The sequence below is a fragment of the Oligella urethralis DSM 7531 genome (assembly GCF_000372065.1).
GTDB lineage: Bacteria > Pseudomonadota > Gammaproteobacteria > Burkholderiales > Burkholderiaceae_B > Oligella > Oligella urethralis.
The window spans coordinates 34,509-46,035 of the sequence record NZ_AQVB01000001.1; the positions used below are offsets into that span (position 1 = coordinate 34,509).

Sequence of the window (11,527 nt, forward strand, 5' to 3'; positions counted from 1 at the left end):
GTAGTAGGGGTGGCGTATGAGGCTGCTTAACTTGTTTTTAAGTCGTTCGGCGTTGGGCTTGCTGTGGCTTTGCACAAGCTGCTTAGCGCTAGTGCTATGGTTGTCGCCGGTGCGAGCTGAGGTGCCGGTGCCGCCGTTGACGAACTACGTGGTGGATGTGAGCGGCACCTTAACAGCAGCGCAACAAAGCGAGTTGAATCAGCGTCTTGCGCAATTGGAGCGTGATAAGGGGTCGCAAATCATGGTCTTGCTAGTACCGACAGTGGCCCCAGACGACACAGTTGAGAGCTACGCCCGACGTGTGTTTGATGAGTGGCGTATTGGTCGCGCCAAAATCGATGACGGTGTATTGGTGCTGATTGCTAAAGACGATCGCCGTATGCGTATTGAGACGGGCTATGGCTTAGAAGGTGCGATTACGGATGTACAGGCCTCTTATATAATTAATCGAGATATGGCGCCCGCCTTTCGGGAGGGCGATTATTATGGCGGGATCACAAAAGCCGTGGATCAATTGAGCTTATTAATTGAGGGAGAGGAATTGCCTGAGGTTAAGCAAGCAGAGGATTCACCCTTTTTAGGTTTAGATGGTATCCCCATTGAGTTCCTACTGTTCTTTGCGATTTTTATTTTATTCTGGCCGATTTGGTTAGCGCCTATTGTCGGCGGTGTGTTTATGCTGTCGGTCACCGGCTCTATTGTGGCAGCGATTGTTGCAGCAATTTTTGCCGTCGTGTGGAATTTGATTGCCAAGTCTTTTTTCCGTTCGGGTTTGATTGAGGAAGCGAGTCGTCAAGCGGCCAAGGGTGGCGCACGAGGACGACGCAGCCGCGGTCGGGATAATTGGCCCGGCGGTTTCGGCGGCTTCGGTGGCGGTGGCTTTGGAGGCGGCTTCGGCGGAGGTTTTGGTGGCGGGGGCGGTGGCTCTAGCGGTGGTGGAGGTGCTTCAGGTGGCTGGTAATAAATTCACAAAATTAATTGGCATTGACACGCTTAAGGGGCAATATCTTGGGCGACGCTATTTTACCAAGGCCTTTTTAAGCGATTTATCTGAGCGCATTGCCGCCAGTGAAGCGCAGCATCAGGCAGAGTTGGTGGTGGCAATTGAGCGTAATTTTCCTAGTCATGTGGATTCAAGCCGCGATCGAGCGTTAGAGGTGTATGGTCGTTTGCGTGTTTGGGATACGCCTCTAAATACAGGTGTGCTCTTGTATTTATCCTTGGACCGACAGGCGATTGAAATTATTGCTGATCGGGGGATAGCGGTGGCCCATGAACGCTGGGTTGAGGTCAGCGCAGCTTTGGCGGCGTCATTCAAAGAGAAGCGATTCTGCGAGGGTTTACAGGCTGCTGTGCAGCAAATTGGCGATATTCTCAATCTTGCTTGCCCTGATACAGAGCCTAAGCCTGAGGGCAATGATGTGTTAGCTAATGAGCCGGTGATTTTATAGGGCTTTAGCCCTTAAGTTCCTCGCTTAAGCGCCGCAGCTCTTCATCTCGAGCGCGACTACCTTTAAACTCCTTATTAAGCGCCGACCACTCTGGATGTGAGCGAGCATTTTTAAGGGGTGCTGGTAGCGCCTCCTCTTGCCAAGACTTATAGCTATTGGCACTGCGTTGTATGCGATCTTGTGCGGCATGACCGCGGCGATCTAGGGCGTCGAGTAAGCTCAGTCCGCGTATTGCTAAAAGCCGCAGCACCGGATCGTCAACGGTCAGCTCACGATAGCCTTGCAGCATGCCTAAGAGGCGATTACCAACTTTTTCAGCACCTTGCCAGAGTCCGCCGACAATACCACCAACCAGGGTGCCAGCGCCTAAACTCAAACCACCAGTGATGATATCGACGGTAGCGCCCGCCATGGCACCTGCAGCAAAGCCTTTGCCTACTCGAATGCCCATATCCATCAGGGCTTCGCTGCTGAATAAGTCACTTTCCCAACGCTCACCACTAATGGGTAAACGATCCTCTTCATAATCGCTCTCATGAAAGCGATAAAGATTGAGTAAGTCACGTATAAATTGATGTTCACGCCGGCGTACCTCGTCTTGCATGGTTTCCCACACACGTAGGCTTTCATCTTCATCTGTGCTGCTTTGGCGTCTAAAGGCGCTGATATCGATGAGCATCTCCGCCAATAGCTCCTGACCTTGCTGGCGTCGTTGTTGGCGACGCTGCTGGGCTCCCTTGGCTAAGTCGTTTAAGATTTGCTGATAATCATCCAGCACCAATGCTAGCTTTTGATAAAGCTGCTGTTCACCGTCAATGGCCGGTGCCACGGTGTCAAAGTCAATCAGTAAATGCAGCCCCAGACGTGAGAGGACGGATTTCCAATCCTCGCTGTAATTGTCCGTGCTATGCAGAAAATTCAGGACTGGGATAAGGGGGCGACCGCAGCGGGCTAATACGGCTAATTCATCACGGTGCTTTGAGCGCACGGGTTCGCGTACATCGACCACATAGAGGCCAGCGTCACAGTGCAGTAATTGGCGTAATACACGGGCCTCTTGTTCAAAGCGAGCACTGCTTTCAGGGCTGTCTAAAAAGCGTTCAATACTGGCTGGTCCGTCTAAGCGGCTGCCGCTTTGCTGTTGTAGCTGATCTAAATAATCCAGTAAGGCAATGCTGTCCTCCATGCCGGGGGTGTCATACCATTGGAGCTTTAAATCGCCTAAGCGTAACAAGGCTCCCTCAACATGACGTGTGGTGGCAGGGGCGTTAGCCACCTCGCCGAAATCAGCATCGTGTAGCAAAGTGCGTAAGAGCGAAGTCTTACCCGTGTTGGTGTGACCGACCACGGCGAGTTTTAGGTAGTCCGCTTTGGACTTAAGGCCTGGTTTAAGCTTATCCATTGCTAGTGTTTATTAGTCAGTAGTTTAAGAGCCGCCTCGCTGTCAGGCAGTATGGCGTCGGCTGCCATGCCCGCATCCAGCAGTGCTTTACGCCAGAGCGCGCTTTGATCGCGTGATGGCTGATGACGATTAATTAACAGTACCCAATGCCTTTGAGCAAACTGGGCAATGGTCTGAATCAGGTTTAAATGACTCCGATCGGGGGTTTGTGCGGCGTCACAAATAAAAAGAATTTGCGCTAAGGGACTTGTTCTTTGTCCTAGCTCCGCTAACAGTGCATGGCGTTGTTCACGGCTTTCAATATTGCCCCCATCAATCACCTGCTCAGCATCACTGAGCTCAAGTAACGGCCATGGTTGGTGGGGGTCTAATTCAATCCCCACCAGTAGGGTGCCATTGCCTGACAGATCACGTGGTGCCTTAACGAAGGTCGCAGTAGGCGCCGCCGGTGCCGGTGCATCCACTCCTAGCGTGACTGCTGCGGGCTCTAAACGTGCCAATAATGGCGCATAGGCGGAGGCCTTAAGATCGATATTGGTGCGAGCAAGCCGATAGCGCGCGATAAAAAAGCTCGTGGCAAAAGCGATGAGGCGTAAAAATAGACCATAAATCAAGACTTGATTTATTAGCCAGTGCGACCAAGCTGCCTGCAAGCCGGAATCGCCTGCCGCTCCTGGCGAGATGAGTTGAGCCACATCCGGTAAACTAAAGCCCAAGCGTGAAGGGAGCCAATTTAAGGCATGAGCGATTTGCTCTAAGGTCGCTAGCGAGAGGATAGTCGTTTCCCACACAAAGCTATAACGACGGGTCGATAGTAGAAAAAATAGGCTAACTAAGGCCGTTGTCAATATCAGTAGCCAAATTAAGTGGCTAGCCGCTGCTAGCAGCCAAGTCGTCGTTCGTTGTTGGCGAGTTAAGCTGAGGAGGGCATTGGCGATGAGGCCGGTATGAGGTCCCCGTGCGAGTTTTTGGGTGAGCCAGAGCCAAGCCTGACCGAGCAGAGGATAGTCTTTGTCACTGCGTTTAGGAAGTACTAAAAAGATGAGCCAGATAATTAGGCTTAGCATATGGATCCCTAAGATAGCAATCCAAGCGCTAAGTAGATTCACCTCGCTACTGCGACTGCCAAGCGCGGCATAAGCTAAGCCGATACCGCTCATCACCGCCAATAGTAGTAGCAGCAAAAAGGCATACTTGGCATAACGCTTAAAATTGCTAATGGCTTGACTGAGACCGGAGGCATGGGCGAGCTTGTCGGCACGACGAAAGACTTTTTGCTCAGGACTGAGCGTTTGAGCACGCAGGGCATGAATATAGGCCGAATCATCCATCGGCCCGTGGTGTTGCTCCTTGAGGCGAACTGTCTCGGTTTGCCAAAGCTCGTTAAATCTCGTCATAGGCTATTGCTTGATGTGCTCTCAGGTACTGAATTTTTTGTTTGGACTTGATATTATTTCACACTTTGGCTAGCAATCGCCCCTAGCCAAACCACTGCGCCATCTTCGCTTTGGATTTAGCCTTAATTTCTGGCGAAATATAGCTAGCCACGGTGGTGAGGGCTGCGGTAATCACGCCTAAATCATCTGTAAAGCCGACCACCGGCAGATAGTCCGGAATGGTATCAATTGGCAGAATTAAATAAGCCAAGGCACCATAAATTACGCGTTTAGCCCAAGCCGGCGTGTCGGGGCTCTGGGTGGCATAAAAGAGTTGTAGGGCTTTTTCAATCACGGGCTTACCAGCAGAGAGTGCAAGCTTGCCGATCTTATTAAGTAAATTTTGACGATTGGGGTCGGTATTTTTCATGCTAGGCTCCGGGAACGTTTAAACTTAGCCCTGTTGATTAAATTGCATCATTAAAAATTGTCTGACAATGAGCTGAGTTGAGCAATTTTTTAAACAGAGAGAGTCAATTAATGTAATATCAAAGGTTTAGGTTATGGTTTCTATTTTGTGGTCGTAACACTAAAATCAAGCCTGTAATTAATTTAGTCCGAAAGGAGGAATTATGAAAAAAATAACATCACTCGTAGCCGCATCACTTGTTGCTTTAGCCTCATTTTCTGCGGCGGCACAGGATAAGGCTGAGTTACGTATCGGTGCCGAAGCAGCGTACGCACCCTTTGAGTATAAATTACCTAGTGGTGAGTTAGCGGGCTATGATATTGATATTGGTAATGCCATTTGTGAAAAATTGGCAATGCAGTGCGTGTGGATTGAGCAGCCCTTTGATAGCTTGATTCCTGGTCTATTAGCACGTAAATTTGATTTAGTGCATTCAGCCATTACAGTCACCGAAGAGCGTAAAAAGGTGATTTCTTTTACTGATCCTTTATATGAAGTTACTAGCCAATTAGTGGCCGCTAAAGACAGTGGTATTGATGGTAGCGACGAGTCACTTAAGGGTAAGACCGTCGGTGTATTACAGGGTTCGGTGCAGGAAACCTATGCGCGTAAGCGTTGGGATAGACGTTCGGGTGTGCGTGTGACCTCCTATGTTGAACAGTCACAGACCATTGCTGACCTAAAGGTTGGTCGCGTGGATGCGATTTTATTTGAATCACCTAATGCCGTTGAGGGTTTATTAAATACAGCTGAGGGTGCTGGCTTTACCTTTGTGGGTGAGCCGATTGTTAACGATCCGATCATGAATAATGAAATTGCTATCGGTATACGTAAGGAAGATACGGAGCTTAAGAGCAAAATCGACGGTGCCCTAAAAGCGCTTAAGGACGAGGGCGTATTGGACGAGCTTGCTAAGAAGTACTTCCAAGATGGTGAGATTTCAGTGATTAAGTAATCAGGGATATTGAGCTAATTGTGTTCTTAGACGGTTATTGGGAACTCATTAAAAGCGGCACTTGGGCTACGATTAAGTTAGCCCTTTTGTCCGTTTTATTGTCCTTTGTATTGGGCTTGCTTGGCGCCAGTGCCAAGCTATTTGGCGGTGCCTTGTTGCGTGGCATTGCAACGATTTATACCACGATTATCCGTGCCGTACCTGATTTGGTGCTGATGCTATTGCTGTTTTTCAGTATTCAGATGGGCCTAAATCAAATCACGGATGCCTTGGGATGGAAGGTGATTCAGATTGATCCCTTTTGGGCCGGTGTGATCGTGATTGGGATGATTTACGGCGCTTATTTTACCGAAACCTTCCGTGGTGCGTTTTTATCTGTGCCCAAGGGGCAAATTGAAGCGGGCATGGCCTATGGTATGAGTCCGCGACAGGTTTTTAGTCGGATTTTATTTCCACAAATGATGCGTTATGCCATTCCCGGCATAGGTAATAACTGGTTAGTGGTGTTAAAGGCTACCGCCTTAGTCTCTATTATTGGTCTGAGTGATTTGGTTAAGGCCAGTCAGGATGCGGGGCGCGCTACCGGCAATATGTTTAAATACATTCTGATTGCTGGTCTGATTTATTTGGTTTTAACCTCCTTATCAAATATTGTTCTATGGTATTTAGAGCGACGCTACTCAGCCGGTGCTGCTAAATTTGAAGTGGATTAAGCAGCATGGAAAGATTTTTTGAAATTTGGCAGGATTATTGGCAAGCATTCTTAATCTGGGACGGTTTCGAGTTCTCTGGACTGGCTGTTACTTTGTGGATTTTGGTGCTGTCTCTGCTATTTGGTTTTGTGCTATCAGTGCTGTTAGCGGTGGGGCGAGTTTCCAAAAACCTCTTGATTAAGGGGCCGATTTGGTTATTTACCTATGTGTTTAGAGGCACGCCCTTTTATGTGCAGTTATTGCTGATTTATAGCGGCTTAATTAGTTTGGATGTGGTGCGTGGTACACCCTTATTACGTGATTTTTTTATTAATGGTTATTACTGTGCTATTTTGGCCCTAACCTTCAATACCACCGCCTACACCACGGAAATGTTTGCCGGCTTTATCCGTACCACCGCCAAGGGGGAAATTGAGGCCGCTAGAGCCTTTGGTATGAGTAAATGGCAGCTGTATCGGCGTATTATTATTCCTTCAATGCTGCGACGGGCGATGCCCGCCTATAGCAATGAGGTGATTTTGATGCTGCATACCACCTCTTTAGCCTTTGCCGCCACGGTACCGGATATTTTAAAGGTGGCACGCGATGCCTATGCAGCGACCTATCAAGCGTTTATCGCTTATGGTATCGCCGCATTACTGTATATGGTGGTCGCCTTTGTGATTGTGGCTTTATTTAGAAAGATTGAAAAACGGGCCTTAGCGTATCTTGTGGTTAGCCCAAAAAGTGATAAACAGGTAGTTAACAATGTATAAATTAGAAGTTCTGGATATTCATAAGTCTTATGGTGACCACGAGGTATTAAAGGGCGTTACCTTACAGGCAAAAGCCGGTGATGTGGTGGCGATTATCGGTTCCAGTGGTTCCGGTAAAAGTACTTTTTTGCGCTGTATTAATTTTCTTGAACAGGCCAATGAGGGGAAAATCATCCTGAACGGTCAGGCCTTGCCTTTGGAAAAAGATACTAAGGGCTATCTTAAAGTCAGTGATAAAAAGGCGTTGCAGCAGTTTCGTACCAAATTGGCGATGGTGTTTCAGCACTTTAACTTATGGGCGCATATGACGGTGTTGGATAATATTATTCAAGCCCCGGTGCATGTGTTGGGGGTTAAAAAGGAGGATGCCATTGCCCGTGCACGCGCCTATTTGAAAAAAGTGGGTTTACCAGCTGATGCGGAGTCAAAGTATCCGTCACAGCTTTCTGGCGGTCAGCAGCAACGCGTTGCCATTGCTAGAGCGCTGGCAATGGAGCCTGAGGTGATGCTGTTTGATGAACCGACCTCGGCTTTGGACCCGGAGCTAGTGGGTGAGGTGTTGAAAGTGATGCAGGAACTGGCCGAAGAGGGTCGTACCATGATTGTGGTGACCCACGAGATGGGTTTTGCGCGTCATATTGCCACTCAAGTGATGTTTTTACATGAGGGTGTGGTGGAGGAGCAAGGACCACCTGCCGAGGTCTTAAATAATCCAAAGAGTTTACGCTTACAGCAGTTTTTGTCCGGTAATTTAAAATAGTAAGGGCCTGAGCTTGTGATGCTCAAGCTCAACAATCATTATGATGACTTTCGGTTGGGACATTGCACTGTGTTTATTAGTGCTGGGTAGTGTCGGTGGCTTTATGGCCGGTCTGCTAGGCGTGGGCGGTGGCATGATATTGGTGCCGTTTTTAACCATGCTATTTAGCTGGAAGGGGATGCCCTTGGAGTTAGTGGTGCATGCCTGTATTGCGACTTCCATGGCGATGATTTGCTTTACCTCTTTATCCAGTATGCGTGCCCACCATAAGCGTGGCGGTGTATTGTGGCCGGTGGTGGCGGCCTTGGTGCCGGGGGTGTTTTTAGGCGGTTTTTTGTCGGGAGGGGTGGTCTTTTCCTTTATTAGTACCGCTTGGCTAGCCCTGGTGTTTTCGCTTTTTATGGCTTATTCAGCCTTTAATATGGCGATCGATAAAAAGCCTAAGCCTTCGCGTCAGTTGCCCGGCTTTTTAGGCACTACTTTCGTGGGTACGATCATTGGTTTTGTCTCTGGTTTGGTTGGCGCCGGGGGCGGTTTTTTAACCGTGCCGTTTCTTGTTTGGTGTAATGTGAATATCCGCAATGCGGTTAGTACCTCTGCTGCACTTGGTTTTCCTATTGCGCTAGCAAATACCATGGGCTTTATTTATTCAGGTCTTAAGGACATTGGCTGGCAGCCGGGTATGGTGGGCTATATTTATTGGCCGGCATGGTTAACCTTAATTTCTACCAGCGTGTTAATGGCACCGGTGGGTGCGCATTTTGCCCATACTTGGCCGGTTAAACGTATTAAGAAAATCTTTGCCTTTGTACTGTCCTTTATTTGTCTTTATATGTTGAGAACATCGCTGATCGCCTTTGAGCTTATCTAGGCAAAAAAAATAGCACTGCTGGCAGTGCTATTTTTCGTTTAGTTAAAACGAACCAAACATCGTTCCCAAGGCAATCACGCTACTTAAGGCCAGGAGCGGACCGAAAATGGTGACAGCGGCAATATCCATGTAGGACTGACGGTGATTCAAGCTGCAAATGGAGAGTAAGGTGATAATCGCTCCACAATGCGGCAAGGTGTCAAAGCCACCAGCAGCAATCACCGCGACTCGGTGCAAGAGCTCGGGGCTAATATTATTTTCAAGGGCAATTTGTAGGTAATCTGCACCTAAGGTCTGCAAGGCAATACTTAAGCCACCAGAAGAAGAACCCGTGATCCCTGCCAAGGTCATCATTGCTACCGCCTCAGAAATCAGTGGATTATTTGGTGATACGTTTAAGACCAATTCTTTTAAAATGGCAAAGCCTGCAAGACCGGCAATCACTGCGCCATAGCCCACTTCCGAAGCGGTATTAAAGGCGGGTAGCATGGAGCCGAGGGTGCCCTTATTGATGGTGTCGCGCAAGTGATGAAAACGCGCAAAGGCAATGATAATCAGCCACAGTGAGGCCAGCACCAATGAAATAATAATGGCCCAAATGCCTAGTTTCTTCGTCGGATCAATGGCCTCAAAGGCTTGATTGATGGCAGAGAAGTCCATCGCCGGGAAAATCACATAGGTAAATAAAGCGTTGAGCGCAATCACCAAGAGTAGCGGTGAAAAGGCCAACAGCACCGGCATCTGTGCTTGCGTGTTGAGATGCTCATCGGCTACGCCGTCATTATGTTCACCATAGCCTTCGCCCGCTGCTTGGGCGGCCTGGGCGCGTCGATTAAGCCAGAGCCAACCCACAAAAAACATGATTGCTGCAGCGATAATCCCTAAACCCGGTGCGGCAAAGACATTGGTACCGTAGTAAGGGATAGGAATGGCGTTTTGAATGGCTGGCGTGCCGGGTAAGGCCGTCATGGTAAAGGTAAAAGCACCCAGGGCAATCGCCCCGGGAATCAGGCGTTTAGGAATATTGGCCTGATAGAACATCACCTTAGCAATAGGGAAAATCGCAAATGCCACCACAAATAAAGAAACGCCACCATAGGTTAAGGCGCCGCACGCAAGCACCACGGTAAGAATGGCATGCTTAGGTCCCAAGACTTTGGTAAACCACGTGGCAATACTAGAAGCCGCACCGGAATCGGCAATAAGCTGCCCAAAAATGGCGCCTAAGAGGAAAATGGGAAAGAAATTCAGTAAATAATTACCCAAGGCACCCATAAAGGTTTCAGTGTAGATGGGTAGCATTAAGCTGATATCACCCGATAATAAAACGGCTAAGGCTGCCAAGACGGGCGCTAGTATAAGCACTGAAATACCTCGATAAGCAAGGTACATCAGTAGAAAGAGGGAGATTAAAATGGCTAGAGTACTCACACAAGGGCTCCAATGTTGAGATGGTTTCTTAGGTGTCAAAAGCTTAACATCTTAGTGATGAAGGGCTGATGGCATTTGGCGTGCCATGAAAAAAATGAGCACCAACGAGGTGGTGCTCCTGATGAAGTGAGTGAGTCTAGGACTGTACTAAGCAGTCGCGATTGATTTCTGATATCTGACAATTAGAGGTTAGGGTCATGGCGACACGCATTTCTTTTTCTAAGAGATTCAGTAAATTACTGACGCCTTGTCCACCGGCAGCGGCTAAGGCATAAATATAGGCACGCCCGATCATGGTTGCATCGGCCCCTAAGGCGAGCATGCGTACGATATCTAAACCGTTACGAATGCCTGAGTCGACGAGGATTTTTAATTCGCCTTTGACAGCATCGGCAATGCTCGGTAGGGCTTTGGTGGTGGACAGCACACCGTCTAATTGGCGACCGCCGTGGTTAGACACGACGATACCATCGGCCCCAAAGCGCACCGCATCCTTGGCATCATCAGCATCAAGAATGCCTTTAATCACCATGGGACCGTCCCAGAATTCATGAATCCATTCGAGGTCTTGCCATGAGATCGAAGGGTCGAAGTTTGCTCCCAACCAACCCATATAGTCTTCTAGGGCCACGGGCTGACCACGATAACGGGAGATATTACCCAAGTCATGAGGGCGACCGTGTAAGCCGACATCCCACGACCAGAGAGGATGTAATGCGGCTTGTAAATAGCGACGCCATTCGGCATAGGGGCCACTCATACCCGAATGGGCATCACGATAACGGGCACCGGGCACGGGCATATCCACCGTAAACACGAGGGTGGAGCAGCCAGCTGCTTTGGCGCGCTCAAGCACATTTTTCATAAAACCGCGGTCTTTTAGCACATACAGCTGGAACCACATCGGTCGTGAGAGCGCCGGCGCCACTTCTTCAATGGGGCACACGGACACGGTTGACATGGTAAAGGGGATGCCATAGTCGGCTGCGGCTTTGGCTGCTTGTAGCTCACCGCGGCGAGCATACATACCCGTCAGGCCCACTGGCGACAGAATTAAGGGGATACGGAGCTTTTCTCCGAAGAGCTCCATGCTTGTGTCCAGGGCTGACATATCGCGGAGCACACGCTGTTTTAATGCGACCTTCGCCAGATCGTTGACATTATCGTCAAGGGTGCGCTCGGCATAAGCGCCGCCATCAATGTAATGAAATAAAAAGGGCGGTAAGCGTCGCTTAGCTGCCTTACGGTAATCGGTAGATGAAGCAATAATCATGGCTCTGATAGTAAGGAATGTTGAGGGATTGTTTTATTATAAACTAATAAGTGGTAGGACCACTTTATATA

At 48.8% G+C, this 11,527-nt stretch carries 12 protein-coding genes; 7 read left to right on the top strand and 5 right to left on the bottom strand.

Annotated elements, in window-relative coordinates; all coding sequences use genetic code 11:
• Nucleotides 1-16: 16 nt before the first annotated feature.
• Nucleotides 17-961, top strand: coding sequence for a TPM domain-containing protein (locus A3GA_RS0100170; protein WP_018025352.1), 945 nt, complete (start codon nucleotides 17-19; stop codon nucleotides 959-961).
• Nucleotides 870-1,451 (top strand): TPM domain-containing protein, encoded by a 582-nt coding sequence (locus A3GA_RS0100175; protein WP_244264027.1) that lies wholly within the window; start codon nucleotides 870-872, stop codon nucleotides 1,449-1,451. Before A3GA_RS0100170 ends, A3GA_RS0100175 begins: the two co-directional genes overlap by 92 nt.
• Before the next feature lie 4 nt (nucleotides 1,452-1,455).
• Here the strand turns inward: A3GA_RS0100175 and A3GA_RS0100180 are convergent, their stop codons facing one another.
• From A3GA_RS0100180 to A3GA_RS0100190, 3 genes are all read right to left on the bottom strand, one after another.
• Nucleotides 1,456-2,853: a GTPase/DUF3482 domain-containing protein gene (locus A3GA_RS0100180; RefSeq protein WP_018025354.1), complete on the bottom strand. Its 1,398-nt coding sequence runs from the start codon at nucleotides 2,851-2,853 to the stop codon at nucleotides 1,456-1,458.
• A 2-nt stretch (nucleotides 2,854-2,855) separates the two neighbouring features.
• On the bottom strand, nucleotides 2,856-4,250 hold the full coding sequence (locus A3GA_RS0100185; protein WP_040613902.1) for a DUF2868 domain-containing protein: 1,395 nt from the start codon (nucleotides 4,248-4,250) through the stop codon (nucleotides 2,856-2,858).
• An 82-nt stretch (nucleotides 4,251-4,332) separates the two neighbouring features.
• Nucleotides 4,333-4,659 carry a YkvA family protein gene (locus tag A3GA_RS0100190; RefSeq protein ID WP_018025356.1) on the bottom strand — a complete coding sequence of 109 codons (327 nt, stop codon included), beginning with the start codon at nucleotides 4,657-4,659 and terminating at the stop codon, nucleotides 4,333-4,335.
• Nucleotides 4,660-4,861: 202 nt separating this feature from the next.
• Between A3GA_RS0100190 and A3GA_RS0100195 the strand changes: the two genes are divergently transcribed.
• From A3GA_RS0100195 to A3GA_RS0100215, 5 genes are read left to right on the top strand one after another with little or no spacing between them, the layout of a single operon-like run.
• Complete coding sequence (locus tag A3GA_RS0100195; protein WP_018025357.1) at nucleotides 4,862-5,653, top strand: transporter substrate-binding domain-containing protein; 792 nt, start codon at nucleotides 4,862-4,864, stop codon at nucleotides 5,651-5,653.
• Between the two features lie 20 nt (nucleotides 5,654-5,673).
• Entirely contained in the window at nucleotides 5,674-6,366 is a 693-nt protein-coding gene (locus A3GA_RS0100200; protein WP_018025358.1) for an ABC transporter permease, read from the top strand.
• 5 nt (nucleotides 6,367-6,371) lie between these two features.
• Nucleotides 6,372-7,121: a histidine ABC transporter permease HisM gene (gene hisM / locus A3GA_RS0100205; RefSeq protein ID WP_018025359.1), complete on the top strand. Its 750-nt coding sequence runs from the start codon at nucleotides 6,372-6,374 to the stop codon at nucleotides 7,119-7,121.
• Complete coding sequence (locus A3GA_RS0100210) at nucleotides 7,114-7,881, top strand: ABC transporter ATP-binding protein (RefSeq protein WP_018025360.1); 768 nt, start codon at nucleotides 7,114-7,116, stop codon at nucleotides 7,879-7,881. The genes hisM and A3GA_RS0100210 overlap by 8 nt, the downstream gene beginning before the upstream one ends.
• A gap of 40 nt (nucleotides 7,882-7,921) precedes the next feature.
• Nucleotides 7,922-8,752 (top strand): sulfite exporter TauE/SafE family protein, encoded by an 831-nt coding sequence (locus tag A3GA_RS0100215; protein ID WP_018025361.1) that lies wholly within the window; start codon nucleotides 7,922-7,924, stop codon nucleotides 8,750-8,752.
• Nucleotides 8,753-8,794: 42 nt separating this feature from the next.
• Here A3GA_RS0100215 and A3GA_RS0100220 read toward each other — a convergent pair whose 3' ends face one another.
• Both A3GA_RS0100220 and lldD read right to left on the bottom strand, forming a co-directional pair.
• Nucleotides 8,795-10,183, bottom strand: a complete 1,389-nt coding sequence (locus A3GA_RS0100220; RefSeq protein ID WP_018025362.1) for a GntP family permease — start codon at nucleotides 10,181-10,183, stop codon at nucleotides 8,795-8,797.
• Between the two features lie 136 nt (nucleotides 10,184-10,319).
• Complete coding sequence (gene lldD / locus A3GA_RS0100225; RefSeq protein ID WP_018025363.1) at nucleotides 10,320-11,456, bottom strand: FMN-dependent L-lactate dehydrogenase LldD; 1,137 nt, start codon at nucleotides 11,454-11,456, stop codon at nucleotides 10,320-10,322.
• Between the last annotated feature and the right edge of the window lie 71 nt (nucleotides 11,457-11,527).

Coding starts and splice junctions, on each gene's coding strand:
- A3GA_RS0100215 (WP_018025361.1), top strand. CDS start 7,922: ATGATGACTTTCGGTTGGGACATTGCACTGTGTTTATTAGTGCTGGGT.
- A3GA_RS0100170 (WP_018025352.1), top strand. CDS start 17: ATGAGGCTGCTTAACTTGTTTTTAAGTCGTTCGGCGTTGGGCTTGCTG.
- lldD (WP_018025363.1), bottom strand. CDS start 11,456: ATGATTATTGCTTCATCTACCGATTACCGTAAGGCAGCTAAGCGACGC.
- A3GA_RS0100210 (WP_018025360.1), top strand. CDS start 7,114: ATGTATAAATTAGAAGTTCTGGATATTCATAAGTCTTATGGTGACCAC.
- A3GA_RS0100195 (WP_018025357.1), top strand. CDS start 4,862: ATGAAAAAAATAACATCACTCGTAGCCGCATCACTTGTTGCTTTAGCC.
- A3GA_RS0100190 (WP_018025356.1), bottom strand. CDS start 4,659: ATGAAAAATACCGACCCCAATCGTCAAAATTTACTTAATAAGATCGGC.
- A3GA_RS0100180 (WP_018025354.1), bottom strand. CDS start 2,853: ATGGATAAGCTTAAACCAGGCCTTAAGTCCAAAGCGGACTACCTAAAA.
- hisM (WP_018025359.1), top strand. CDS start 6,372: ATGGAAAGATTTTTTGAAATTTGGCAGGATTATTGGCAAGCATTCTTA.
- A3GA_RS0100185 (WP_040613902.1), bottom strand. CDS start 4,250: ATGACGAGATTTAACGAGCTTTGGCAAACCGAGACAGTTCGCCTCAAG.